Below are 26,007 nucleotides of genomic sequence, written 5' to 3'. Positions count from 1 at the left end.
AGCCCCGAGTGGCGGTGACGGCTCGGGGGAAGATCCGCACCCCCGGCAGCGTTAGTAGAAACGTGAACTACATCAGCGGGGCCGAGGCGGCCGAGATCCAGGCAGTCGTCATAGGCGCCGGACAGGCGGGACTGTCCGGCGCCTACCACCTGCGGCGCACCGGTTTCGAGCCGGAGCGCGACTTCGTGGTGCTCGACCACAACCCGGGCCCCGGCGGGGCCTGGCGGTACCGCTGGCCCTCGCTCACGTACGGCAGGGTGCACGGGATGCACTCGCTGCCCGGCATGGAACTCACGGACGCCGATCCGGCGCGGCCGTCCTCCGAGGTCATCACCGAGTACTTCGACCGTTACGAGCGGACGTTCGACCTGCGGGTACGGCGGCCGGTGAAGGTGCGGACGGTACGGGAGGGCACCGGCGGACGGCTGCTCGTGGAGACCTCGGCGGGCACCTGGTCGACGCGGACGCTGATCAACGCCACCGGCACCTGGGGCCGGCCCTTCTGGCCGCGCTACGAGGGGCAGGAAACCTTCCTGGGGCGGCAGTTGCACACCGCGCAGTACCCCGGCCCCGAGGCGTTCGCCGGGCAGCGGGTCGTCGTGGTGGGGGGAGGTGCCTCGGCCACGCAGCACCTGCTGGAGATCGCCCCGTACGCGGCGGACACCACCTGGGTGACCCGGCGGCCCCCGGTCTTCCGCGAGGGCCCCTTCGACGAGGAGGCGGGACGGGCGGCCGTGGCGCTGGTCGAGGAGCGGGTGCGGCAGGGACTGCCGCCGCGCAGTGTCGTCTCGGTGACGGGACTGCCCCTGAACGACGCGATCCGCCGGGGCATCGCCGACGGCGTACTGGACCGGCAGCCGATGTTCGACCGGATCACGCCGGAGGGGGTGGAATGGAAGGGCGGGCGACGGGTGGCGGCCGACGTCATCCTGTGGGCCACCGGATTCCGTCCGGCCGTCGACCACCTCACTCCGCTGCGGTTGCGGGAACCCGGTGGCGGCATCCGCGTCGAGGACACCCGGGCCGTCGCCGACCCCCGCGTCCACCTCGTCGGCTACGGCCCCTCGGCCAGCACCGTCGGCGCCAACCGCGCCGGACGCGCTGCCGTACGGGACATCAGGCGCCTGCTGGCGGAGGAGCGCGTCACGGTCTGACGCCGACGACGGAGGAGCGCGTCACGGTCCCACGCCGACGACCGGTGCGGGCCGACTCACTTCTCCCCCGGCTCCGCCTGCTTCTCCTTCCGCTCCTGCTCCTGCTTCTGCTGCCGGCTGTTGAACTCGGCGAGATCGCTCTGGTGTTCGTTGTAGTCGGCGGTGAAGCGGGTGTCACCGGGCTTGACCGTGATGAAGTACAGCCAGTCGCCCGGCGTCGGGTTGATCGCCGCACGCATCGCCTCCTCGCCGGGATTGTCGATCGGGGTGGGCGGCAGCCCCATGCGCGCATAGGAGTTGTAGGGGCTGTCGGCCTCGATGTCCCTCTCCCTGACGCCGGGCGTCGAACGGCCCAGGGCGTAGTCGACCGTCGAGTCCATCTGCAGCGGCATCCCGCGCTCCAGACGGTTGAAGATCACCCGGGCGACCTTGCCCATGTCGGCCCTGGAGGACGCCTCGGCCTGGACGATGCTCGCGATGGTGACGGCCTGATAGACGTTCATCGCGTTGCGCTGCGCGCCGGCGGCGACCGGGGCTCCGTTGAACTTCTTGTTGGCCGTCTCGACCATCAGCGCCAGCAACTGCTCCGGCGTCGCCTTCTCCTTCAGCGGATACGTCGCCGGGAAGAGGTAGCCCTCCGGGTTCCCGTCGGCGTCGCCCGGCAGCTTGAGGTCGGCCTTCGCGAGGGACTTCTTCGTACTCCCCGCGGGCAGTCCGAGGGCCTTGTCGACGGCCGCGTACACCTGGTTCGCCCGCCGGCCCTCCGGGACGACCAGGGTCGTGGGGCGGGAGTCGCCGTCGTCGCTCAGGACGAGGAGGGGCACCGCCACGGCGGTACCGGCCACGACGGCCCCGGTCGCGGCGAGGGCGAGCCGCCCCCGGCGCGTCAGTCGGATCGAGTTCCGTGACGGAGTGTTCGTCTGCATGCGGGCACGGTAACCCGCATATCGTCATAAACCCGGCATATTTTCATCTTGTCGGCTCCAGTTGGGCGTCCCTGCGGACCAGCGCCGCGTATCTCCCGTCCCGCTCCAGGAGTTCCTCGTGCGTGCCGCGTTCGACCGCACGTCCCGCGTCGAGCACCACGATCTGGTCGGCACCGCGGACGGTGGAGAGCCGGTGGGCGATGGTGAGCGTGGTGCGGTCGGCGGACAGCGCGTCGATGGCCTGCTGGACGGCGGCCTCGGTACGGGTGTCGAGCGCGCTGGTGGCCTCGTCGAGAACGAGCACCGGCGGATCGCGCAGAATGGTCCGGGCGATCGCCAGGCGCTGCTTCTCACCGCCGGAGAAGCGGTGGCCGCGCTCCCCCACGACGGTGTCGTACCCGTCGGGCAGGGCGGCGATGTGGTCGTGGATCTGTGCCGCCCGTGCCGCCGCGTGGAGTTCCTCCTCCGTGGCGTCGGGCTTCGCGAACCGCAGGTTGTCGGCCACGGAGGCGTGGAAGAGGTACGTCTCCTGGGAGACGACGCCGACGGCGCGCGCCAGGGTGTCGAAGTCGAGGTCGCGCACATCGACCCCGTCGAGGGTGACCCGGCCGCCGGTGACGTCGTACAGCCGTGGCACGAGGTGGCCCAGCGTGGACTTGCCGGCGCCGGTCGAACCGACCACCGCGAGACTGGTGCCGGCGGGGACGGTGATGTCGATGCCGTCGAGGACGGGGCCGCCCTTGCCGTCGTAGCCGAAGGTGACGTTCTCGAACCGGACCTCGCCGCCGACCCGGCCGAGGCGGACCGGGTCCGCCCGCTCGGTGATGTCGACCGGGAGGTCGAGATACTCGAAGATGCGCTGGAACAGCGCGAGCGAGGCCTGGATCTGCACCCCGGTCGACAGCAGGCTCACGGCCGGCCGGAACAGGCCCTGCTGGAGCGAGACGAAGGCGACGATCGTCCCGATGGAGACCCCGGGGCCGCCCGTGCGCAGGGCGAGGCCCGCGGTCCAGTAGATGACGGCGGGCATGGCGGCCATGACGATCGTGATGACGGCCATGCGCCAGCGGCCGGCCATGCTCGACCGTACCTCCAGGTCCACCAGACGGTCGGACTCCTCGGCGAAGGCGCTGGTCAGGGAGTCGGAGCGGCCCATGGTGCGGCCGAGGAGGATGCCGCTGACCGACAACGACTCGGTGATCGTGGCGGCCATCGAGGCCATCTGCTTCTGCCGCTGGGTGGTGATCCTCTTGCGTTCGTTGCCGACACGACGGCTGATCCACACGAAGGCCGGCAGCAGGACCAGCGAGACGGCGGTCAGCCGCCAGTCGAGGACGAGCATCGCGACGACGGTGGCGACGACACTGGTGAGGTTGGAGACCAGGGAGGTCGCCGTGGAGGTCACGGTGGCCTGCATGCCGCCGATGTCGTTGGCGATGCGGGACTGGACCTCGCCGGTGCGGGTGCGCGTGAAGAAGGCGAGCGACATGCGCTGGAGCCGGTCGTAGACGGCGGTGCGCAGATCGTGCATGACGCGCTGGCCGACGGTCGTGGAGATCAGCGTCTGGAGCACACCGAAGACACTGGTGAGGACGGCGCTGAGGATCATGCCGAGGGCCAGCAGACTGAGCAGTCCGGTGCGGCGCTCGGGGATCGCGACATCGAGGATCGCCTTGAGCAGGAACGGGGTGGCGACCGAGACGAGCGACGCCGCTCCGACGAGCAGACCGACGATCGCGAGGCGGCCCCGGTAGGGGCGGAACAGCCTCAGGATGCGGCGCACCTGCCGGGGTTGTTTCTCGGCTCCCGCGGGTGCGCTCCAGGCGGGTTCGTGGTCGGGGTGCATGGTCTCCTTCGAGGGCTCGGGAGCGGGGCGCGGGAATCCGGGACCGCCAGGGGCACACCGCGGGGACACCGGGACAGCGGAGCTTAGCTCATTGTTACCTACACTCACAATGAATGGCGTCCTGATATTGTTCCGCACATGACCACCCCCGACCCCGAGGGCCTGCTGGCCGAGCAGCTGCTTCGGCTGACCCGCCGGGTGCACCGCATCCAGAAGCGCCATCTGGTGCGGCGCGAACTGGGCATCACCCCCGCCCAGTCCCGGCTGCTGCGCACCCTCGCCCACTACGCCTCACCGCCCCGCATGACCGACCTGGCGGAGCGGCTGGAGGTGGTGCCGCGAGCCGTGACGACGCTGGTCGACGGGCTGGAGGCGAGCGGCAAGGTGCGGCGGGTGCCCGATCCGGCCAATCGGCGGGTGATCCGGATCGAGCTCACCGACGACGGACACGCGGCCCTGCGGGAGCTGCACGCCGCGCGCAGGGCCGCCGCGGAGGAGATCCTGGCTCCGCTGGCGGACGAGCAGCGCGAGGTTCTCGGCGAGCTGCTGGACACGCTGGTCGACGGGACGGCCGCCACCCCGCCGCACCGCGACGCGTCCTGCTGAGGCACCGCGCCGGAGTCGCCGCCGTGGCCTCGTGCCGTCGTGGGCCGGCGGGCCCGCCGGGGCCGTGCGGTGTGCCCCGGGGTCCCCGTCCCGCGGGGCGAGCCGGTTCTGTGCGCTGTCATGGAAAATCGTTTGCTTTGTGGCACGCAACGGCGTCAACCTGTCACGGTTTGCTGTCGCGCGCCGTCCGAGGACGCCACGCGGCCCCGCCTTTGCGAGCCACTGGGACGTCATGCAGATACAAGACCTTCCGTATCCCGACCCGGGCGTGCCCGACGCCCGCTCGGGTCCCCGATTCCTGCGGTGGCTCTTCCGGAATCAGCTCCCGGGCCAGATCAAGTCCCTCGCCTGGGGACTGCTGCACTTCGCCTCCGTCGCCTCGCTCCCGTTCTGTGTGGGCATCGGCGTCCAGGCCGCCGTCGACCGTTCCGGCAGCGGGCTCGCCCTGGCCGGCGGGCTCATGGCGCTGGCCTGCGTGGGCAACGCGGTCGGCGACACCTTCCTGCACCGGGCCGCCGTCACCAACTGGATCACCGCGGCCGCCCGTGTCCAGCAGCTGCTGGCCCGCAGGACCGCGACGCTGGGTTCCGCGCTGACCCGGCGCGTCGCGGCCGGCGAGGTCGTGGCCGTCTCCACCGGTGACGTCGAGAAGATCGGCTGGTTCGTCGAGGCACTGTCCCGGTTCACCGCGGCCGTGGTCACCATCGTGCTGGTCTGCGTCGGCCTGCTCGTCTACCAGCCCGCGCTCGGTGTGGTCGTCGTCGTGGGCCTGCCCCTGCTGGCGCTCGCGGTCCTGCCGCTGCTGCCCCACGCCACCCGGCGGGCCGACGTCCAGCGGGAGAAGGCCGGACGGGCCACGGAACTCGCCTCGGACACCGTCGCCGGACTGCGTGTACTGCGCGGCATCGGCGGCGAGGAGCTGTTCCTCGACCGCTACCGTCGCGCGTCCCAGGAAGTCCGTCACGCTGCCGTGCGCAGCGCCCGGATGTGGTCCCTGATCGCCGCGATCCAGGTGTTGCTGCCGGGAATCCTGCTGATCACGGTGGTCTGCTACGGCGTTCATCTGGCCCGGCAGGGGCGGATCGCCGTGGGTGAACTGGTCACCGTCTACAGCTCGGTGATGCTGCTCGCGTATCCTCTGCGCCACTTCGAGGAGATCGCGATGGCCTACTCCTTCTCCCGGCCGTCGGCCAAGCGTGCGGCGCGTGTGCTGTCGCTGGAACGGGACGTGGACACCGCCGGGGCGCCCGGTCCCAAGGGGTCCGCGAGCCCCGAGAGGCCCTCCGGAGACCTGTACGACCCGGCGACCGGTCTGCTCGCCCCGGCGGGCCGGTTCACCGCCGTGGTGTGCGGTGATCCGGACGCGGCGGGACGCCTGGCCGAACGGCTCGGCGGGCACGCGACGCACACCCCGGGCGCCGCGCGGAACGGCTCGGTGCTGCTCGGCGGCGTGCCGCTCGACGAGCTGCCGCTGGACTCCGCCCGCGGCTCCGTCCTCGTCCAGGACAAGGATCCGGTGCTGCTGTCGGGCACGCTGCGCGAACTGCTCGACGTCCCCGCGTCCGGGGCCGTCGAAGCGCGCGAGGCGCTGGGCGCCGCGCAGTGCGGGGACGTACTGGCGGCGCTGGTGCAGGGCTCGTTCGACGCCGCGGACCCGATGGACGCGCAGCTCACCGAGCGCGGACGGTCCCTTTCCGGTGGCCAGCGGCAGCGGCTCTCGCTGGCCCGGTCACTGGTCACCGACCCGGAGGTCCTCGTCCTGGACGAGCCGACCTCCGCGGTCGACTCGCACACCGAGGCCCGTATCGCCGACGGCGTGCGGGAACTGCGGGCGGGACGGACGACCGTCGTGTTCACCTCGTCGCCGCTGCTGCTGGACCGGGCGGACCAGGTGGTCTTCCTGCACGGCGAGACGGTCGTGGCGGTCGGCGGCCACCGCGAGCTGGTGCGTACCGAACCCCGGTACCGGGCCGTGGTGACCCGCGAGACGGAGGCCGAGGCGAAAACCGGGGACAAGGCCGGGACAGGGGTCGGGACGGACGACCTGTCCGACCTGGACAAGCTCGTGGAGATCGAGGAGACAGCATGATCGGCGTGGCGCCACCGGCCTACGACCCGGCGGCCCCGACCACGGCCGGCACCCTGCCCGTGGGCGCGCCCGCCACCGTCCGTGCCTATGTGGGCGAGCTGCTCCGCAGGCACCGCAGGGCCTTCGTGCTCCTGATCACGGTGAACACCGTCGCGGTGATCTCCTCGATGGTCGGCCCGTATCTGCTGGGCGGCCTGGTGGAGCGGGTCCCGGACCGTACGCGGGAGCTCCACCTGGGGCTCACCGCCGCACTGTTCGTGGCGGCGCTGGTCGTCCAGGCGGTGTTCGTGCGGCAGGTGCGGCTGCGCGGGGCGATGCTCGGCGAGCGGATGCTGGCCGATCTGCGCGAGGACTTCCTGGTGCGGTCGGTCGGGCTGCCGCCCGGCGTGCTGGAGCGGGCCGGGACGGGGGATCTGCTGTCCCGGATCACGACCGACATCGACCGGCTCGGCAACGCGATGCGCGAGGCGGTGCCCCAGCTCGCCATCGGTGTGGTGTGGGTGGTGCTGCTGCTGGGCGGTCTGGTCGTCACGGCACCCGAACTGGCGCCGGCCGTACTGGTCGCCGTTCCCCTGCTCGTGGCCGGCTGCCGCTGGTACTTCCGGCGGGCACCGGCCGCGTACCGCTCCGAGGCCGCCGGGTACGCCGCCGTGGCCGCGGTGCTCGCCGAGACCGTGGACGCGGGACGGACCATCGAGGCGCACCGCCTCAGCGAGCGCCGGGTGGCGTTGTCGGACCAGCGGGTCAAGGAGTGGACGGCCTGGGAGCGCTACACGCTGTGGCTGCGGTCGGTGCTCTTCCCCGTCATCAACATCACCCATGTGACCGTGCTCGGCTCGGTGCTGATGATCGGTGGCGTCTTCGTCCTGCAGGGCTGGATCGGTGTCGGCCAGCTGACGACCGGTGCGCTGCTGGCACAGATGCTCGTCGACCCGGTGGGGCTGATCCTGCGCTGGTACGACGAGTTGCAGGTGGCCCAGGTGTCACTGGCCCGGCTGGTCGGGGTCCGGGACATCGAGCCCGGCGCCGGTGATGCCGCGCTGAACCCCGAGGGACGCCATGTGCGCGCCGAGCGGGTGCACTTCGGCTACCACGAGGGCGTCGACGTGCTGCGCAAGGTGTCGCTGGAGGTCGCGCCCGGCACCAGGCTGGCGCTGGTCGGCCCCTCCGGCGCGGGCAAGTCCACCCTGGGACGGCTGCTCGCCGGGATCTACGCGCCCCGGGACGGCACGGTGACCCTGGGCGGCGCCGAACTGTCCCGGATGACCGCGGAACGCGTCCGTACCCAGGTGGCCCTGGTCAACCAGGAGCACCACGTCTTCGTGGGTTCCCTGCGCGACAACCTGCGGCTCGCCCGGACGGATACCGAGGACGCCGAACTGTGGACGGCGCTCGGCGCGGTCGACGCGGACGGCTGGGCGCGTGCGCTCGACGACGGCCTCGACAGTGAGGTCGGCTCGGGCGGGCTGTCGCTCACCCCGGCCCAGGCGCAGCAGATCGCGCTGGCCCGGCTGGTGCTGGCCGACCCGCACACGCTGGTGCTGGACGAGGCGACCTCGCTGCTGGACCCCCGCGCGGCCCGGCACCTGGAACGCTCGCTGGCCCGTGTCCTCGACGGCCGCACCGTCGTCGCCATCGCCCACCGCCTGCACACCGCCCACGACGCGGACGTCATCGCCGTCGTCGAGGACGGCCGCATCAGCGAGCTGGGCAGCCATGACGAACTGGTCGCCGCGGGCGGTGCGTACGCGGCACTGTGGCGCTCCTGGCACGGGTGAGGGCCCGGGTGAGGGTGGCGGTGGGGGTGAGCGCGCGGGGGACGGCGCGGCGGGCTGTGCGGCCGGACGCGTCCGGCGGGTCCCCGGCCTCGGTGTGAGACGCCCTGGGGCGGATGCGCCCTGTGCACGGTCCGTCACCGGCCGCCGCCGGTGACGGACCGTGCCGTTGCGCGGAGCCGAACCTGGGTGGAAGGGTGGAATCAGGCACCGGCTCGGGGAACACCCGGGGGCTCCGGAGAACCGGGGTGCGGGTGATGCCGGTGCCCCGTGCAGGTGCGGCCCGCGACGGGCCACGGCGGGACCGGGCCCGTCCCCACCCCCTGGAGGTCCCCGTGAACAGAGCCGGCGGTTGGGGAGACGACGTCTACCAGCCCGACGGGTCCGAGATCCAGGACGACGCCGGACTGCTCGACGCCGAGGACACCCTCGAGAACGACGGCGTCGACGATCCCCTCGACCGGGGCTGGTCCCCTCCCGAGCGGCCGTGGGCCGTGGAGCACCGCGGTGTGACGGCGTCGGAGCGCAGGGCGGGCGAGACCCTGGACCAGCGGCTCGCCGAGGAGCTGCCCGATCTCGCCGCCGCCGGCGGTGACGACCTCGGTGACAGCGAGGGCACCGACGGCGAGCTCCTGGACAACGAGGTCGGTGCCGTGCGCTCCGGCCGGCTCGTGGCTCCCGACGAAGGGGCGCACGAGGACGAGGAGACCGCCCTGGTCGCCACGGACATCGGCATCGACGGGGCGGCGGCCTCGGCCGAGGAGGCCGCCATGCATGTCGTCGACGAGGACACCCTGCCGGGCTGACCTCGCCGTCCCACAGCCGTCACGCCGTCACGCGCGTCCGAACGGCGCAGGCCTCCGGGGCCGTCCCCCGGACCGTTCCGGCCGTCCGGAACGTCCAGCCCGTCCGGCTCGATCACATCGCGTGCCGCACGCATCGCCCACGTCGTACGAGGAGCGTCCATGCAGCAGGACAAGCACCCCGACTACCACCCCGTCGTCTTCCGCGACCGGGCCGCCGGATACGCCTTCCTGACCCGGTCCACCGCGACCAGCGAGCAGACGATCGAGTGGGACGACGGCGAGACCTACCCGGTCGTGGAGGTGGAGATCTCCTCGGAGAGCCACCCCTTCTACACCGGCAGGGCACGGACCGTGGACACGGAAGGACGCGTCGCCCGCTTCCAGCGCCGCTACGGCGGTGAAAGCTCAGGCTGAGCCGAGAACGGCGGCCGCCGGGCGTCCGCCGGCGACGGCCACCGCTCGTCCGGCTCTCAGATCACGTTGAGCGCCGCCGCGCAGCCCACTCCGCCGAGCAGCATGAACACGGGCATCAGTACCTTCAGCTCCACCCAGCTGCCCGCCCGGAACCGCATCGCCTTGGGCGGACCCAGGGGGTACCAGCGCTTGCGCCCCACCGGTATGGGCCACAGGATCGGGCAGCCCGAGACGGTCAGGGCGTCCCCGATGTCGTGCACCAGCGCGCCCAGGACGATCGGCAGTCCCAGCCACAGGTACTCCTGGCCCGGTGCCGTGAACAGCCAGGCGGCGCCGTGGCCCGGCTGGTCCAGAATGTCCGCCAGGATCCACGAGCTGGTCGCGGCGAGCAGCCACACCAGCACGTCGCTGCTGGCACCTCGCGTGGCCCGCCACAGCAGGCCCTCGATGGCCAGCACCATGTGGACGAAGAGGATGGCCAGCACCGCCCACCGGCCGCCCGTGATCGCCAGGACGGAAGCGCCCCCGCCGATCAGGACCGCCCACAGCCAGGTGTGGGTGAGGGTGCGGTGACCGCCGGAACGGCGCGGGTCGCCCGGTTTCCTGGTGGCCTTGTAGACGGCGTACGACAGCTTGTCGACGATCTCGCACAGTCTCTTGGAGACGGGGCCGAAGGACCGCGATATCGTCGCCGCCTTGTGGTCCAGGTCCGGGGCGAGGGCGGCACCTGCACAGATCAGGGCGCCGACCAGAAGCACCGGCCAGGGCATCGGTTTTCCGGCGGCGGTCGTCGCCGCGCCCACACCGAGCCATGCCGCGGCACCCGACAGTGAGTGTGCTGGTCCCATCATCCCCGTTGCCCGCCCATTCCCGTTGTGCCGCTGTCGAGTTGACCAGGTGCGTTGACGCCCCTCCGGCGACACAGCGTAGCGTTCGCGATCTTCATACCCGAATCCGATTCCCGCGGGGGGCCCGGTGGCAGGCAAGATGGGGGCGTGACCCTCATCGATCAGCTGCCGCCGACCGCCGACCCCGACGCCCTCTACGAAGCCTTCGAGTCGTGGGCGGGGGAACGCGGTCTCACGCTCTATCCCCACCAGGAGGAGGCGATGATCGAGGTGGTCTCCGGGGCGAACGTGATCGTCTCGACCCCGACCGGCTCGGGCAAGAGCATGATCGCGGCCGCTGCCCACTTCGCGGCGCTGGCCCGGAACGAGGTCACCTTCTACACGGCACCGATCAAGGCGCTGGTGTCGGAGAAGTTCTTCGAGCTGTGCAAGATCTTCGGCACGGAGAACGTCGGCATGCTGACCGGCGACGCGTCCGTGAACGCCGATGCCCCGGTCATCTGCTGCACCGCCGAGGTGCTGGCGTCGATCGCGTTGCGTGACGGCAGGAACGCCGACGTCGGCCAGGTCGTCATGGACGAGTTCCACTTCTACGCGGAGCAGGACCGCGGCTGGGCGTGGCAGATTCCGCTGCTGGAACTGGAGCAGGCGCAGTTCGTGCTGATGTCGGCGACGCTCGGCGACGTCTCCTTCTTCGAGAAGGACCTCGCCCGCCGCACCGGCCGCCCCACGTCGGTGGTCCGCTCGGCGACCCGGCCGGTCCCGCTGTCCTACGAGTACCGCTACACGCCGCTCACCGAGACGCTCACGGACCTGCTGGCGGCCCGGCAGGCTCCGGTCTACATCGTGCACTTCACGCAGGCCCAGGCGGTGGAGCGGGCGCAGGCGCTGATGAGCATCAACATGTGTACGCGCGAGGAGAAGGACCGGATCGCCGACCTGATCGGCAACTTCCGCTTCACCACCAAGTTCGGCCGCAACCTCTCCCGTTACGTCCGGCACGGCATCGGTGTGCACCACGCCGGCATGCTGCCCAAGTACCGGCGGCTGGTGGAGAAGCTCGCGCAGGCCGGTCTGCTGAAGGTCATCTGCGGTACGGACACGCTGGGCGTGGGGGTCAACGTCCCGATCCGCACGGTGCTGTTCACCGCCCTGACCAAGTACGACGGGAACCGGGTGCGCACGCTGCGGGCCCGCGAGTTCCACCAGATCGCGGGCCGGGCCGGGCGGGCCGGCTTCGACACCGAGGGGTTCGTCGTCGCGCAGGCCCCCGAGCACGTCGTCGAGAACGAGAAGGCGCTGGCGAAGGCGGGCGACGACCCGAAGAAGCGCCGCAAGGTCGTCCGCAAGAAGGCGCCGGAGGGGTTCGTCGCCTGGTCGGAGCAGACTTTCGAGAAGCTCATCGGGTCGGAGCCCGAGCCGCTGACCTCCCGTTTCCGGGTGACGCACACGATGCTGCTGTCGGTGATCGCCCGTCCCGGGAACGCCTTCGCGGCGATGCGTCACCTCCTCGAGGACAACCACGAGCCGCGCAAGCAGCAGCTGCGGCACATCCGGCGGGCGATCGCGATCTACCGGTCCCTGCTGGACGGCGGCATCGTCGAGAAGCTGGAAACACCGGACTCCGAAGGGCGGATCGTGCGGCTCACCGTGGATCTGCAGCAGGACTTCGCACTGAACCAGCCGCTGTCCACCTTCGCGCTGGCCGCGTTCGAGCTGCTGGATCCCGAGTCGCCGTCCTACGCGCTCGACATGGTGTCCGTGGTGGAGTCCACGCTGGACGACCCGCGCCAGATCCTCGCCGCGCAGCAGAACAAGGCGCGTGGCGAGGCGGTCGCCCTGATGAAGGCGGACGGCGTCGAGTACGAGGAGCGCATGGAACGCCTCCAGGACATCACGTACCCGAAGCCGCTGGAGGAACTGCTCTTCCACGCCTACGACACCTACCGCAAGAGCCACCCGTGGGTCGGTGACCATCCGCTGTCGCCGAAGTCCGTGGTGCGGGACATGTACGAACGGGCGATGTCCTTCACGGAGTTGGTGTCCCACTACGAGCTGGCCCGGACCGAGGGCATCGTGCTGCGGTACCTGGCCAGCGCCTTCAAGGCCCTGGACCACACCGTCCCGGACGACCTGAAGTCCGAGGATCTCCAGGATCTGATCGCCTGGCTGGGCGAGATGGTGCGTCAGGTCGACTCGAGTCTGCTGGACGAGTGGGAGCAGCTGGCCAATCCCGCGGAGATGACCGCCGAGGAGGCCCAGGAGAAGGCCGACCAGGTCAAGCCGGTCACCGCCAACGCGCGTGCCTTCCGCGTCCTGGTCCGCAACGCCATGTTCCGCCGTGTCGAACTGGCCGCTCTGGACCAGGTGGACGCGCTGGGCGAGCTGGACGCCGAGGGGGGCTGGGACGCCGGCGCCTGGGGGGAGGCGATGGACGCGTACTGGGACGAGTACGAGGAACTCGGCACCGGTCCCGACGCCCGCGGTCCCAAGCTGCTGCTGATCGACGAGGAGCCGGACAACGGTCTGTGGCGGGTCCGGCAGATCTTCGACGACCCGAACGGCGACCACGACTGGGGGATCAGCGCCCAGGTGGACCTCACCGCCTCCGACGCGGAGGGCCGTGCGGTCGTCCGGGTCACCGATGTCGGACAGCTGTGACGGCAGGAGACCAGCACTCATGACGAACCCGACCGAGAGCCTCGTCGCCCTGCTCGACCTGGAGCAGATCGAGGTCGACATCTTCCGTGGCCGCAGTCCGCAGGAGTCGCTGCAGCGGGTCTTCGGCGGCCAGGTGGCCGGCCAGGCGCTGGTCGCCGCGGGCCGCACCACGGAGGGCGACCGCCCCGTGCACTCGCTGCACGCGTACTTCCTGCGCCCGGGGCGGCCCGGGGTACCGATCGTGTACCAGGTCGAACGGGTACGGGACGGCCGGTCGTTCACGACCCGCCGGGTCACCGCCGTGCAGCAGGGCCGCACGATCTTCACTCTCACCGCCTCCTTCCACAAACCTGAACAGGGGAGTTTCGAGCACCAGCTGCCGCCGGCCCGCGAGGTTCCGGATCCGGAGTCGCTGCCGACCGTCGTGGAGGAGATCCGCGGGCATCTGGGCGAGTTGCCGGAGCAGTTGGAGCGGATGGCCCGCCGTCAGCCCTTCGACATCCGCTACGCGGACCGGCTGCGCTGGGACCCGGACGAGGTCAAGGACGCCGAACCGCGCAGCGCCGTGTGGATGCGCGCGGTGGGCCCGCTCGGCGACGACCCGCTGGTGCACACGTGCGCCCTGACCTACGCCAGCGACATGACCCTGCTGGACGCCGTTCGGCTCCCGGTGGAACCCCTGTGGGGTCCGCGCGGCTTCGACATGGCGTCGCTGGACCACGCGATGTGGTTCCACCGCCCGTTCCGCGCGGACGAGTGGTTCCTGTACGACCAGGAGTCGCCGATCGCCGTGGGCGGGCGTGGTCTGGCCCGGGGGCGGATCTACGACCGTGAGGGGCGGATGCTGGTGTCCGTCGTCCAGGAGGGGCTGTTCCGGGCGCTGTAGATCACCGGGCGGAGCCACCGGGCCGGCTCGGTCGGCGGCCGCCCGGTCACCGGGCGGCCGGTCGCCGGTCGCCCGGTCCTCGGTTCCTGCCGCGCCACCGGGTGAGCAGCGCGCGGACCGCCCCGTGCGGGCGGTCCGGCTCCCGGGGAGCCTGCCCGGCCGGCGCGGGGCGGTGAGGGGCGGAAGCCGGGCGGGGCGCCGGCCGGTGTGCGCGGGCCTCTGCCAGCAGCCCCGTGAGTTCCGCCCGGAGCCAGGCGATCTCGTCGGGGTCCTGAGCGGTCACGAGGGTCTCCGTGAGGACGGCGCCGGGTGAGCCCGGAGCACCGTGGGAGGGCCGCTCGGGGCAGAACCGGCTGAGGTGGGAACGTTCGTAGGGGTCCTTGACGACCTCGCAGATGTGCGGCGGGGCGAGCAGGGAAGCGAGGGCTCCCGCGCGCGACCACGGGTCGGCGGCCCGACGGAGCAGGATGGCCAGACGGCGGGTGCGCCAGTTGCGGGCCCGCAGGTCGAGACCGGTGTCGAGCTGTCCTCCGAGGTTGCCGGACGGACGGCCCCTCAACAGCGAGGTGTTCCTCTCGTCGGCCGCGAACTCCCTCAGTTCCTCCGCGAGATAGAGCCAGACCACGGCACGGTGGCGGTTGAGGTGGAACCTCGTGGGGGCCAGCAGCCCCAGCCGGGCCAGTCGTGTGAACCGGTCCTTCGTCACTCCCATGAGCAGCGCACCCTCCGTGGTGCCCACGGTCCTGACGCTCTCGCGCAGGGCTTCCGGGTGGCCTGGCCGGGCGTGGAGCCGTTCGAGTTCGGCGCGGTCCACACGGCGGCCGGCTCCTCGCTCGTCGGGGGTGGTGCGGATCCGGCCGAGGTCCGCGGCGAGGTCGAACTCGCTGGGTTCGAGGCCGAGTTCCCGTGCCGCGCGGCCTGCCGTGACCCAGGAACCGGCGGTCGTGACTTCGTGTGCGGCGGTGTTTCCGGACATGCTCGTCTCCCCCGTGGAGTGTGCTCGGCCGGCGCCGTGTGCGCCGCCCGGAGGAAACCGTAGCCGGTCCGTCACCCTTCGTGACAAGGCTGTGGACAACTTCACGGGAGCCGACGAACGTGCAGGTCAGGTACCTGTGGGATCGCCGGGTTCCGGTCGGCGGGCGTCCACGTCCAGGTGCTCGCCGACCCGGTTGACCAGCAGCGTCATCTCGTACGCGATCCGGCCGATGTCGGCCTCGGCCCCGCTGAGCACGCACAGGCAGCTGCCGCTGCCGGCCGCGGTGACGAAGAGCACCGCGTCGTCGAACTCGATCATCGTCTGGCGCATTCCGCCCGCGCCGAAATGCTGTCCGGAGCCCTTGGCGAGGCTGTGCAGTCCGGACGAGACCGCGGCCAAGTACTCCGCGTCCTCGCGCCGAAGCCCCGTGCTCGTCCCGGTCACCAGTCCGTCGTTGGACAGGACCAGTGCGTGCCGTACCTCCTCGACTCTCTGGGTCAGGTCGTCCAGCAGCCAGTCGAGTCCCCGTTTTGGTGTCATGCCGCGCATCTCCCCCTTGCTCTTCTTGCTCTTCCCCGTACGGATCCCTCCGCCAGCCTTCCCCACGGCCGGGCGCCGGACAAGGAGGATAGAAGCCATGGGACAGAGGATGACCGACGAGGAATGGCGGGAGTTCGTCTCGCACGGAACCCGCACCGCCAAACTTTCGACCGTGCGCGCCGACGGCAGTCCGCACGTGGCGCCGGTCTGGTTCGTGCTCGACGGGGACGACGTGGTGTTCAACACCGGCGGGAAGACGGTGAAGGGACGCAATCTGGTCCGTGACGGGCGGGTGGCCCTGTGCGTGGACGACGACCGGCCGCCGTTCGCCTTCGTGGTGCTGCGGGGCCGGGCGCGGATCTCGGAGGATCCCGAGGACCTGGTGCGCTGGGCCACGCGGATCGCCGCCCGGTACATGGGCCAGGACCGTGCCGAGGAGTTCGGGGCGCGCAACGGTGTGCCGGGCGAGCTCCTCGTCCGTGTCGCCGTCGAGAAGGTCCTGTCGGAGAAGGGTGTCGCGGACTGAGCGCCGGGCCGCGGCACGGAGTGGCGCGGCCCGGGCGGCCTCACGCGGGGCGCCACGGCCGGCGGCGGCCGTGGCCGGATCCAGCGCCTCGGCGGCGTGTGCGATCGCGTGGGACGGTACGCCGTCGGGGCCCGCCGGGTGCTGGGGCCCGGGCCCCGGGCCGTCCGGTGGGGGATCATGCCGGGCATGAGTGACGACCACACCCGTGTCCAGGAGTTCTTCACCGCGCGTGCCGCCGACTGGGAACGCCGGTTCCCCGACGACGGTCCGGCCCATGCGGCGGCGGTGGCCGAGCTGGGGCTGCGCGAGGGCGCCCGGGTGCTCGACGCCGGATGCGGCACCGGGCGGGCCCTGCCGCCGCTGCGTGCGGCCGTGGGCCCTTCCGGAACGGTCCTCGGGGCAGATCTGACCCCGGCCATGCTGCGGGAGGCCGCGCGGGCCGGACGGGGCCACGACGGGACGCTGCTGCTCACCGACGTCTCCGCGCTGCCGCTGCGCTCGGAATCCCTCGACGCCGTGTTCGCGGCGGGCCTGATCGCCCACCTGCCCCACCCGGCCGAGAATCTCCGGGAGCTCGCGCGGGTGACGCGTCCCGGTGGCGTGCTCGCGCTGTTCCATCCGATCGGCAGGGCGGCGCTCGCCGCGCGCCAGGGCCGCTCGATCACGCCGGCCGACCTCCGCGCGGAGCCGAACCTCCGTCCGCTGCTGGCCGGTTCGGGCTGGCGCATGACGTCGTACGCCGACGAGGATGCCCGGTTCCTGGTGCTGGCCGTCCGCGCGGGCTGAGCGCCCGGACTCGTGCCGGGGCCTCTCGGGCCGCGTGCCGCACCGGCCGGAATGCGGTCGGTGCGAGCCTGCGGCGCCCGGGCGGAGTGCCGTCTCCTTGCTTCCCATCGGGGTACGGGTCCATCCGGCGAGGTCGGCCGGGCAGGAGGTTCATCGGGCGCGTGCGCTGTGGAGCCCCGGTTCCGCGAACCCGTGAGCTCGAGGGACGGTTGAACGGTTCCAGCCGTTCGAAGCGCCCCACCGCGCTGCCCCTTCTGCCGCGGACGCTCCAACTCTACGTTGAGTGGCAGGAGACGAACGGTCGGTGAGGGAAACCGCTCAGGGGGAAGGTGGACCGGATGTGGGGCAGGGTTCGCAGGATCGGGGGCAAAGTGGTGGACAGCCTGCGCGCGGAGGAGAGGACCGGGCGGGAGGAGCGTCCGCACAATCTGTTCGAGGCCGCCGCGACGTACGTCTCGGCCTGTGCGGAGGACGATCAGGAGCGGATCGACGAGGCGGCCGGCTGGGTGTCGCCGGAGGCGCTGGCGTTCGGGGTGAACGAGTTGGCGTGCCGGGCGGTCATCGCGCTCGCGCGGGAGCGCGGCGCGTCTCCGCGGACGGTCGCACGGGATCTGCTGGGGCTTCCGGCGGCCTGATCCGGCCGGGAGTGCGTGGCTGGTTCGTCCCGACGGGCCCGGGACCCGCGGCTCCGGGTGCGGCTGCGAGGTCGTGACAAGGGGCTCGGGGGCGGATTAGTGTGCGCGCCGGTGGACGAAACCGACGGGGAGGCTGGGATGGCCGGGACGGACGAGGAAGCCGTCGCCGCCGCGGACGACGCGCTCCATGTGCTGACGGCGGCGCTGCTGACGCCGGCGAAGTTCCCGAGCGTGCTGGGCGACGACTACCCGCAGGCGTGCGCGGCGCTCGGTCTCCCCCCGCTCGCCGACGGGTACGGGCTGGTGCTCGGTCAGGACGGCGAGGGCGCCCGGTGGACCGTCGCGATCGACGACGTGTCACTGGTCGCCGTCGCGATCGCTTCCTGGGACTGCGGCATGGAGCACGATCTGTCGCCGGAGGAGCGCACGGTCGTCGTAGCGCTGCCCGGCTGGCCCCTCGCGGTCGCCGTGGCGGCTCCGAACGTTCCCGCGCCGCACGATCCCGGCCCCGAGGTCGCCGACGGGCCCGTGCTGGCGCCGCCCGACTCCGACGCCTGGGGGCCGGCGCAGCGGCGTCAGGGGGCCGACGAGATCGCGCTCCGGTGGGCGCTCTGGCGGGACCAGGTCGACGACTCGGCGTTCCTTGTTCCGGGCGGCTCCGCGGGGGCCTCCGACAGTGCTGGAGATGCCGCCGGTGGCGGTTCGGCCGACGACAGTCCGGCCGGCGGGGAACCGGCCGTCGAGAGCACGGCCGCGGAGCAGTTGAGCGAGGGCGCCCCGGCCGGCGACGGTGCCTCGGCCGGGGCCCCGCACGGGCGGCAGACGGGCCACGGCGGCATTCGGCGGGTCCTGGCGGAGGCACGTGCCTACGTCTCCTCGCCGCCGCCGCTCGGCCGGGTCCGCTCGTCCTTCGCACCGGGCGACGCCCGCACGCTGCGCGCTGACGGGCCCGGCTGGTCCCTGGTGGCCAGGACCGACGACATGGCGTTCGTCCTGCTCGACGACGAACCCGGCGAGGTCCTCCCGGTGGGCAGGGGACCGGAACTGCCGGGTCTCCTGGAGGGCCTGGACAGGATCGCCGTACGGCCGCTCTGAACCGCGTCCGGCGGGGGCGCCCGTCTCCGTATGAGGGGTGCGCCTGCGCCTACGCATGTGGGGTGAACTCCCATGCGCGGACGCCGTTCCGTAGGGCGCCGACCCATCGATGATGGCAGCGTGGGGCCGCACCATGGGGCAGCTTCGTGCTCCGTACCGTGCCCTCTTCCGCTTCCCGTCCTTCCTGGAGGCCGTCATGCGCCCGTCCCTCGGCGTTCCGTTGCTCGCTTTCGCCCTCGCGGCGGCAGCCCTCACCGTTCCGGCTCCGGCCGCCGCCGCCACCACCGCCACCGCCGGGGGCGAACACTGTGCGCGCCAGGAGCGTGTGCGGGTGCCGGGTGCGGCCCACCAGCGCACCACCTGTCTGGCCGATCTGACCACCACGGGGCTGGCCGGCACCCCGTACACCGACCTGGCGGACCAGGCGGGGCTGATCGCGGCCGCCACCCGGTCGCCGTCCGGAGTGCCCGGCATTCAGGTCGACGGATACTTCCCGGACTCCTCCCGCTTCAACACGACGCACGGCTGGGCGCACGACGCGCAGTTCGTGATCCGGCTGCCCGACCGGTGGAACGGCGGACTGGTCGTCACGGGCGCGCCCGGCACCCGCAAGCAGTACGCGACCGACAAGGCAATCTCCGACCGGGTACTGGCCCAGGGATACGCGTACGCCTCGACGGACAAGGGAAACAACGGCGTCGACTTCTACCGTGACGGGGTCCGGCCCGGTGACGCGGTGGCCGAGTGGAACACCCGGACCACGCAGCTCACCCGGGCGGCCAAGCGCGCGGTGGCCCACCGCTACGGGCATGCCCCGCGCCGGACGTACATGACCGGCATCTCCAACGGCGGCTATCTCACCCGCTGGCAGCTGGAGAACCACCCGGAGCTGTACGACGGCGGCGTGGACTGGGAGGGCGCGCTGTGGGCCGCCGACGGGACCGGCCTGTTCACCACCCTGCCGGTCACGGTGGCCCGGATGTCCGGCACGGCACGGGACGAGGACCTGCACGCGGTGGGCTTCGCACCGGGCTCCGAGTTCCTGTGGCCGTACCACGAGAAGGCCTACTGGGGTGTCACGCAGAAGATCTACCGCGCCGAGTTCGACCCGGCCTACGACCCCGCCTGCCCGGGGCCCTCGGCGGGGACCACGGTGGAACAGATCCTGGCGCCGTGCGCGTCCGACGCCACGTACGACTACGCCTCGCGTCCCGCCTCCGTGCACCGCGCCGCGGCCCGGGTGGCACTGACCGGGCGTATCGGCCGGCCGCTGATCACGCTGCACGGTGATCTGGACGCACTGCTGCCCAAGGCCGCCCACTCCGACGTGTACGCCCGCATGATCGACGCGAAGGGCCGGGGGGCGCTGCACCGCTACTACACGGTGCAGGGCGGCACCCACGTCGACGGGCTGTACGACACCCATCCGGACCGGCTGCGGCCGATCCTGCCCTGCTACCGGTCGGCGTTCGACACCCTGACCGCATGGGTGGAGCGCGGAGTCAGGCCGCCCGCGGACCGGACGATCGACAGGCCCGCGGACGGTGACGTGGTCAACTCCTGCACGCTGGACGGTGCCGGGACGACGACGCGGTAGCAGTGCCCGAGCAGGGGGCCGATCCTTTGGGACGGTCCCCTGCGTCTCAGCGGCCCAGCTCCTTGCGCGAAACGCGGCGCAGCCTGCTCCGCTGCGAGGGGTCCAGGGTGAGGTACGCGGCGGCCGGGACTCCCAGGATGATCAGGAGCGCCGCCCACCAGGGCAGCCAGATGAGCAGGATGAGCCCGGCCGCCACACCTCCCGCGGCGATCTTGGCATTCTTCGACATGGTGTCGCCTCCTTCGCGGCCACTGCCGCTCTCTGTCGTGAAAACGGCCCCGCGCTCCCGGCGGTTCCGACCGCGACCCTGAGACGTCCCTGAGGTTCGCCCCCTAGGGTTCCCCCAGGGGCGTCGTCGACTCGCCGGATCCCCGGCTCGCCGGCCCCTCGGGACGGAGCACGACCGCATGTCCATGGTGTCCCAGTTCACATCCCAGGCATACCCGGGCGGCCCTGACGGTGCTGTACTCTCGGCGACTCCGACCGCACTAGTCAAGTTTGATGAATCAAGGATTCCGTGAGCGCTGCGCAAACGACTCCCGTGCTCCCCTCCCCCGCCCAGTACACCGAGCTGGCCCGCTGCTCCGCCGTATTCGTACCCGGCGACCCCGCCCGCACCGGCCGCATGGCCTTCTGGCGGCCCGAGGGGTCCGCTCCCCCCGTCCTGAACACGGCGCAGGCCGAGGAGCTGACCGTCGTCGTGCCCGGCGGCGAGGGGGTGCGGGCGGTGGGCGTCCCCGCGGTGCTGCTGCCGGTGCGCGCCGCCCTGCCCGTCCTCACCCGCGCACGGGCCGGCGGCGACGGGCACCCTGCCGCCGTCTTCTGGGGCGCCGCCGCCGTGCACGCGCTGCGTCTGGTGGCGCGCGGCCTGCTGCTGCCGGGGCTCTCCCCGGCCGGTCACGACGCCTGGCGCGCGGGTCCGCTGGACGCGGAGGACATCGAGGCCGTGCGCCGGCTCGCCGCCGCGATGCCGCCCGAGGCGCACGCCCGGCCGCTGGACGGCCCCGGGCCCCTGCGGTTGCCCGACCCCGAACGGCTGCTGCGCGCCTTCCTCGACGCGGTCGCCGACACCTTGCCCCGCTCCCCCGCCGCCCCCCTGGTGACCGGCTCCCCCGCCTTCGCCGTGCCCGAGCCGCAGCACCTGCCCGCGCTGCGCGACTGGGCCGCCGACGTGGCCGCGGGCCACGACGCGGGCGTACGCCTGTCGCTGCGCATCGAAGTGCACGGCCTCACCGACGCACCGGAGACCTGGGCCGCGCCGGAGAAACAGGAGGCGCCGGACGCCCCGGACCACTCCGGCCCCGTCGTCCGCCCCATCGACGACGGCACGGACGACGGCAGCACCGAGGCCGGCACCGACGTCACGTTCCGGGCCGTGCTCCAAGTGCACGGCGTGAGCGATCCCGCGCTCGTCGCGGACGCCACCGACGTGTGGGCCGGGGCCGCGGAAGGCCAGGACAGCCGGGCCGGCTCGGGCGGCTCGGCCGGCCCGGACGGCGGCTTCGGGCCGCGGGCCCGGATGGACACGCTGCTCGCGCTGCGCCGGGCCGCCCGCGCCTGGGCCCCGCTCGCCCCCCTGCTGTCGGCGACCGTGCCCGACGCGGTCGAACTCGCCGACGAGGAGGTCACCGAGCTCCTCGGAGAGGGCGCGAGTGCGCTCGCGGCCGCGGGCGTCGACGTGCACTGGCCCAAGGAGCTCGTCCGCGAACTGACCACCCGCGCGGAGATCGGCCCCGCCGACGAGGAGCGCCCGCCCGGGCGGGCGGGCGTCAAGGACGCCTCCCCGCAACCGTCCTTCCTGTCGGCCGACGCGCTGCTCGCCTTCGACTGGTCGTTCGCCCTGGGCGACCGGACCCTCACCCGCGCGGAGCTGGACCGGCTCGCGGAGACCACACGCCCCGTCGTGCGACTGCGCGACCAGTGGGTGCTGGTCGACCCCCAGGAGGTGCACCGCGCCCGCGCGCGCCGGGACCACGCGGTCACGCCCGTCGACGCGCTCGGCGCGGCCCTGACCGGCTCGGTGGAGGTGGAAGGCCGCCGGTTCGAGGTGCGTCCCACCGGCTGGCTGGCAACCCTGCGGGACCGGCTCGCGGACCCCGAGTCCCAGGAGCCCGTCCCGCAGCCCGCGGCCCTCGCCGCCACGCTGCGGGACTACCAGCGGCGCGGGCTGAACTGGCTGGCCCACATGACGTCCGCGGGCCTGGGCTGCTGCCTCGCCGACGACATGGGCCTCGGCAAGACGATCACCCTGATCGCCCTGCATCTGCACCGGCAGTCCGACCCCGCGTCCGCCGGGCCCACCCTCGTGGTCTGCCCGACCTCCCTGATGGGCAACTGGCAGCGGGAGATCGAACGGTTCGCGCCGGGCACCCCGGTGCGCCGCTTCCACGGTGCGCGCCGCTCGCTGGACGGTGTGGCCGACGGCGAGTTCGTGCTCACCACGTACGGCACCATGCGCCTGGACGCTCCCCGGCTCGCCGAGGTGTCCTGGGGGATGGTCGTCGCCGACGAGGCGCAGCACGTGAAGAATCCGTACGCGGCGACGGCCCGGCAGCTGCGGTCCATCGGCGCACGCGCGCGCGTGGCGCTCACCGGCACGCCGGTGGAGAACAACCTCTCGGAGCTGTGGGCCATCCTCGACTGGACGACTCCCGGACTGCTGGGCCGGCTCGGCACCTTCCGCAGGCGGTACGCGGATGCCGTGGAGGGCGGTACGGACCCTGCCGCGGCGGAGCGCCTGGCCCGGCTGGTACGGCCGTTCCTGCTGCGCCGCCGCAAGTCGGACCCGGGAATCGCGCCCGAGCTGCCGCCGAAGACGGAGACCGACCACGCGGTGTCGCTCACGCAGGAACAGACGGCGCTGTACGAGGCCGTGGTCCGCGAGGCCCTGGCCGAGATCTCCGGCACCTCCGGCACCTCCGGAGCCTCGGGGACCGACGGCATGGCACGGCGGGGAATGATCGTGAAGCTCCTGACCGGACTGAAGCAGATCTGCAACCACCCGGCGCAGTTCCTCAAGGAGGAGCGGCCGGCGATCGCGGGGCGGTCCGGGAAGCTCGAGCTGCTCGACGAACTCCTCGACACCGTGCTCGCCGAAGAGGCCTGCGTGCTGGTCTTCACGCAGTACGTGCGGATGGCACGGCTGCTGGAGCGGCACCTCGCCGCGCGGGGCGTGCCGTCGCAGTTCCTGCACGGCGGCACACCGGTCGCCGAACGCGAGGCGATGGTACGGCGCTTCCAGGACGGCGAGGTCCCGGTCTTCCTGCTGTCGCTCAAGGCGGCGGGCACCGGGCTGAACCTCACCCGCGCCGAGCACGTCGTGCACTACGACCGCTGGTGGAACCCCGCCGTGGAGGCGCAGGCCACGGACCGCGCGTACCGCATCGGCCAGACCCGGCCGGTGCAGGTGCACCGGCTGATCGCCGAGGGCACGATCGAGGACCGCATCGCCGAACTGCTGGTCCGCAAGCGCGAGCTGGCGGACGCGGTGCTCGGCTCCGGCGAGACGGCGCTCACGGAGCTGACGGACGCGGAACTGGCGGATCTGGTGGCACTGCGAGGGGGACCGCGATGACCCGGTACGACGGTGACGGAGCAGAGGTGGAAGACACCGACGACTGGTACGAGCCGGAGGGGGCCCCGGTGGACGGGACCGGCCCGGAGGGGACCGGCGGCAGGGCCGGCGCGGAGCGGACGTTCGCCGCGCTGCCTCCCGCGCGGGGACGTGGTTTCGCGCAGACCTGGTGGGGCCGGTCCTGGCTGACGGCGCTGGAGGGCACGGCACTGGACTCCCAGCAGCTCAAGGCGGGCCGCCGGCTCGCCCGCGCGGGAGCGGTCGGCGCCGTGTCCGTACGGCCGGGGCGGATCACGGCCGTCGTCCAGGACCGTGACCGCACGGCGCACCGCGCGGACGTGCTGTTGCAGGAACTGTCCGACGAGCAGTGGGACCGCTTCCTGGACATGGCCGTCGAGCGGGCCGGGCATGTGGCGGCGCTGCTCGACCGGGAGATGCCGCCGCATCTGATGGAGGATGCGGAGCTGGCCGGGGTCGAACTGCTGCCGGGCCTGGGCGATCTGGAGCCGGAGTGCGACTGCGGAGCGTGGGACCACTGCGGTCACACGGCGGCGCTCTGCTACCAGGTGGCCCGGCTGCTGGACCAGGACCCGTTCGTCCTGCTCCTGGTGCGGGGACGCGGTGAGCGCGCCCTGCTGGACGCGCTCCAGTCGCGTGGCGGGCCGTCCTCCGCCTCCGGGAAGCGGCCGCGGCCGGAGGGGGCGGACGCGGCCGAGGCGTTCGCGGCGGGCGGCATCCGGCCCGCGCTGCCCGGCGTTCCTCCGCTCCCCGCGGAACCGGGGGTGCCGCCGTCCCTGGACACGGACGAGCCGCCCGCTGCCGGAGTCGACCCGTCCGCCCTGGAGTTCCTGGCCGCGCGGACCGCCGTGCAGGCCCACCGTCTGCTGGCGGAGGCGCTCCGGGAGGGGCATGAGCGGCGCCCGGCGGCGCCGGAACCGACGGTGGCGCGGGACGCGGTGCGACTGGCCGCCGGTGAGCCCCCGCGCGCCATGACGGCCCGGCTCGCCGACGGTTCGGGCCGCGGCCGGGAAGGCCTGGCGGTGGCGGTACGGGCCTGGCACCAGGGCGGTGCGGAGGCACTGACCGTGCTCGACGAGGAGTGGACGGTGGACGCCGAGGCCCTCGCACGCGCGCGTGCCGCCCTCGGGTCGGCCTGGGCCGAGAACGACGAGGCCGAGCGGCCGGTGCTCCGGGCCCGCGCCAACCGCTGGACCCTCGACGGCGGGCGGATCCAGCTGCGGCTCGGGCGCGACGGCCGCTGGTGGCCGTACCGCAAGGAACGCGGCCGCTGGGTCCCGGCCGGAGACGCCGCCCAGGACCCGGCAACGGCCCTGGCCACAGCGGACTCGGAGGCGCGAACGGAGGCACGCGCGGAGGCGGACGCGGAGCCGGACGCGGACGCGGCGGTGGGGCGGCCCTCCGGGACGTAGCCCTCCCGGAGCACCGTCGCGCCGGCCCTCGCCCACCCACGCGCCCCGCTCGGTTCAGCGCGGTGCGGCCTCCCCCTGGGGCGGAGGGAGCGATTCGAGGCCGCTCGGCAGGTGGCTGGGCACGCCGCTCGGCAGGTCGGTGGGCAGGTTCGGCAGCTCGGTCGGCAACAGGCTCTCCAGGCCGCTGGGCAGCTCGCTCGGGAAGTCCGACGGCAGCTCGGTGGGGAAGCCGGACGGCAGCAGGCTCTCCGGATCACTGGGGAGTTCGGACGGGATGCCCGGGGGCGGCTCCGGCGAGCCGTCGGTCCGGCTCCCCGTGGGCTGGTCGTCCGGCGCGTCGTCGTCCCCCGACGCCATCAGCACGATGACGGTGACGGCCGCCACGGCCACGAGCGCGGCGAGCACGATGAGCAGGAGATTCCGGCGCCCGCCGGGGCCGCGCCCCGAGCCTTCTCCGCCGTCGGGCGGGCCCGGCGGCGGAGGGTCCTGCGGCGGCGGTGCGCCGCCGTACGAGGGCGGTCCGAAGCCGCCGCCCGGGGGCGGCGTGTCACCCGGCGAACCGGGCGGCTGGGGCGGTACCGGTGGCGTGGCCATACCGGCCATGGTCGCCTCGGACGCGCCCTCGCGCGAGCACCCCCGCACGGAATTCGCCACGGAGACGGACGCCGGATTCCGGGTGCCGGAGCCGGAAACCGGCGTCGGACAGTCTCCGCGGGGGGACTGGCCAGTCTCCGCGCGGTGCCGGACGGCCTCCGCGCGGTGGAGTGCGGCCGACGCGCGAAAACACCGCGCCGGCCGCGTCCGCACGCCCGCCCTTGCTCCCGCACGTCCGGGCGG

Annotated in this window: 22 protein-coding genes; 15 read left to right on the top strand and 7 right to left on the bottom strand. The window is 72.9% G+C overall.

The genetic code is table 11. The features are described from left to right. Nucleotides 1-71 precede the first annotated feature (71 nt). The gene (locus ACIF80_RS12805; RefSeq protein ID WP_399803933.1) at nt 72-1,154 is read left to right on the top strand and encodes an NAD(P)-binding domain-containing protein; all 1,083 of its coding nucleotides are present in this window, start codon (nt 72-74) and stop codon (nt 1,152-1,154) included. 56 nt (nt 1,155-1,210) lie between these two features. Here the strand turns inward: ACIF80_RS12805 and mltG are convergent, their stop codons facing one another. Next, on the bottom strand, nt 1,211-2,080 hold the full coding sequence (gene mltG, locus ACIF80_RS12800) for an endolytic transglycosylase MltG (RefSeq protein ID WP_399803064.1): 870 nt from the start codon (nt 2,078-2,080) through the stop codon (nt 1,211-1,213). A gap of 43 nt (nt 2,081-2,123) precedes the next feature. Then, entirely contained in the window at nt 2,124-3,926 is a 1,803-nt protein-coding gene (locus ACIF80_RS12795; protein ID WP_399803061.1) for an ABC transporter ATP-binding protein, read from the bottom strand. Nucleotides 3,927-4,064: 138 nt separating this feature from the next. Between ACIF80_RS12795 and ACIF80_RS12790 the strand changes: the two genes are divergently transcribed. The 5 genes from ACIF80_RS12790 to ACIF80_RS12770 all read left to right on the top strand — a co-directional run bounded on the left by ACIF80_RS12790 (nt 4,065) and on the right by ACIF80_RS12770 (nt 9,616). Continuing rightward, complete coding sequence (locus ACIF80_RS12790) at nt 4,065-4,532, top strand: MarR family winged helix-turn-helix transcriptional regulator (RefSeq protein ID WP_399803058.1); 468 nt, start codon at nt 4,065-4,067, stop codon at nt 4,530-4,532. A gap of 232 nt (nt 4,533-4,764) precedes the next feature. Further along, nucleotides 4,765-6,621, top strand: a complete 1,857-nt coding sequence (locus ACIF80_RS12785) for an ABC transporter transmembrane domain-containing protein (RefSeq protein WP_399803055.1) — start codon at nt 4,765-4,767, stop codon at nt 6,619-6,621. Then, complete coding sequence (locus ACIF80_RS12780; protein WP_399803053.1) at nt 6,618-8,399, top strand: ABC transporter ATP-binding protein; 1,782 nt, start codon at nt 6,618-6,620, stop codon at nt 8,397-8,399. Before ACIF80_RS12785 ends, ACIF80_RS12780 begins: the two co-directional genes overlap by 4 nt. Nucleotides 8,400-8,731: 332 nt before the next feature. Further along, the gene (locus ACIF80_RS12775; protein WP_399803050.1) at nt 8,732-9,202 is read left to right on the top strand and encodes a DUF5709 domain-containing protein; all 471 of its coding nucleotides are present in this window, start codon (nt 8,732-8,734) and stop codon (nt 9,200-9,202) included. A gap of 159 nt (nt 9,203-9,361) precedes the next feature. Then, nucleotides 9,362-9,616: a type B 50S ribosomal protein L31 gene (locus ACIF80_RS12770; protein ID WP_399803048.1), complete on the top strand. Its 255-nt coding sequence runs from the start codon at nt 9,362-9,364 to the stop codon at nt 9,614-9,616. 56 nt (nt 9,617-9,672) lie between these two features. On the opposite strand, the gene ACIF80_RS12765 is transcribed toward ACIF80_RS12770, so the two are convergent. Continuing rightward, nucleotides 9,673-10,467 (bottom strand): metal-dependent hydrolase, encoded by a 795-nt coding sequence (locus tag ACIF80_RS12765; RefSeq protein ID WP_399803045.1) that lies wholly within the window; start codon nt 10,465-10,467, stop codon nt 9,673-9,675. Between the two features lie 144 nt (nt 10,468-10,611). On the opposite strand from ACIF80_RS12765, the gene ACIF80_RS12760 reads away from it, so the two are divergent. Beyond that, entirely contained in the window at nt 10,612-13,125 is a 2,514-nt protein-coding gene (locus ACIF80_RS12760; protein WP_399803043.1) for a DEAD/DEAH box helicase, read from the top strand. Nucleotides 13,126-13,144: 19 nt separating this feature from the next. Next, entirely contained in the window at nt 13,145-14,011 is an 867-nt protein-coding gene (locus ACIF80_RS12755) for an acyl-CoA thioesterase (RefSeq protein ID WP_399803041.1), read from the top strand. Between the two features lie 46 nt (nt 14,012-14,057). Here ACIF80_RS12755 and ACIF80_RS12750 read toward each other — a convergent pair whose 3' ends face one another. Then, the gene (locus ACIF80_RS12750) at nt 14,058-14,987 is read right to left on the bottom strand and encodes a DUF6397 family protein (protein WP_399803039.1); all 930 of its coding nucleotides are present in this window, start codon (nt 14,985-14,987) and stop codon (nt 14,058-14,060) included. Between the two features lie 126 nt (nt 14,988-15,113). Further along, on the bottom strand, nt 15,114-15,527 hold the full coding sequence (locus ACIF80_RS12745) for a roadblock/LC7 domain-containing protein (protein WP_399803036.1): 414 nt from the start codon (nt 15,525-15,527) through the stop codon (nt 15,114-15,116). A gap of 97 nt (nt 15,528-15,624) precedes the next feature. Between ACIF80_RS12745 and ACIF80_RS12740 the strand changes: the two genes are divergently transcribed. The 5 genes from ACIF80_RS12740 to ACIF80_RS12720 all read left to right on the top strand — a co-directional run bounded on the left by ACIF80_RS12740 (nt 15,625) and on the right by ACIF80_RS12720 (nt 20,166). Continuing rightward, nucleotides 15,625-16,053 carry a PPOX class F420-dependent oxidoreductase gene (locus ACIF80_RS12740; RefSeq protein ID WP_399803033.1) on the top strand — a complete coding sequence of 143 codons (429 nt, stop codon included), beginning with the start codon at nt 15,625-15,627 and terminating at the stop codon, nt 16,051-16,053. A gap of 186 nt (nt 16,054-16,239) precedes the next feature. Further along, nucleotides 16,240-16,839 (top strand): class I SAM-dependent methyltransferase, encoded by a 600-nt coding sequence (locus ACIF80_RS12735; RefSeq protein WP_399803031.1) that lies wholly within the window; start codon nt 16,240-16,242, stop codon nt 16,837-16,839. 338 nt (nt 16,840-17,177) lie between these two features. Continuing rightward, the gene (locus ACIF80_RS12730) at nt 17,178-17,474 is read left to right on the top strand and encodes a hypothetical protein (RefSeq protein ID WP_399803028.1); all 297 of its coding nucleotides are present in this window, start codon (nt 17,178-17,180) and stop codon (nt 17,472-17,474) included. Between the two features lie 138 nt (nt 17,475-17,612). After that, nucleotides 17,613-18,569 (top strand): hypothetical protein, encoded by a 957-nt coding sequence (locus ACIF80_RS12725; protein WP_399803025.1) that lies wholly within the window; start codon nt 17,613-17,615, stop codon nt 18,567-18,569. Nucleotides 18,570-18,765: 196 nt separating this feature from the next. After that, a complete protein-coding gene (locus tag ACIF80_RS12720; protein WP_399803930.1) occupies nt 18,766-20,166 on the top strand; it encodes a tannase/feruloyl esterase family alpha/beta hydrolase in 1,401 nt (466 codons plus the stop codon). A 46-nt stretch (nt 20,167-20,212) separates the two neighbouring features. Here the strand turns inward: ACIF80_RS12720 and ACIF80_RS12715 are convergent, their stop codons facing one another. Continuing rightward, nucleotides 20,213-20,395, bottom strand: coding sequence for a hypothetical protein (locus ACIF80_RS12715; RefSeq protein ID WP_055596247.1), 183 nt, complete (start codon nt 20,393-20,395; stop codon nt 20,213-20,215). Between the two features lie 396 nt (nt 20,396-20,791). On the opposite strand from ACIF80_RS12715, the gene ACIF80_RS12710 reads away from it, so the two are divergent. Together ACIF80_RS12710 and ACIF80_RS12705 are read left to right on the top strand one after the other, a co-directional pair. Further along, nucleotides 20,792-23,740: an SNF2-related protein gene (locus ACIF80_RS12710; protein WP_399803927.1), complete on the top strand. Its 2,949-nt coding sequence runs from the start codon at nt 20,792-20,794 to the stop codon at nt 23,738-23,740. Next, complete coding sequence (locus ACIF80_RS12705; protein WP_399803022.1) at nt 23,737-25,170, top strand: SWF or SNF family helicase; 1,434 nt, start codon at nt 23,737-23,739, stop codon at nt 25,168-25,170. The genes ACIF80_RS12710 and ACIF80_RS12705 overlap by 4 nt, the downstream gene beginning before the upstream one ends. 54 nt (nt 25,171-25,224) lie before the next feature. Here ACIF80_RS12705 and ACIF80_RS12700 read toward each other — a convergent pair whose 3' ends face one another. Continuing rightward, nucleotides 25,225-25,764: a hypothetical protein gene (locus tag ACIF80_RS12700; protein WP_399803019.1), complete on the bottom strand. Its 540-nt coding sequence runs from the start codon at nt 25,762-25,764 to the stop codon at nt 25,225-25,227. Nucleotides 25,765-26,007 lie beyond the last annotated feature (243 nt).

This window comes from Streptomyces sp. NPDC085927 (assembly GCF_044540975.1).
In the GTDB taxonomy this organism is placed as follows: domain Bacteria; phylum Actinomycetota; class Actinomycetes; order Streptomycetales; family Streptomycetaceae; genus Streptomyces; species Streptomyces hirsutus.
This window is presented reverse-complemented; position numbering and strand designations above follow the sequence as displayed.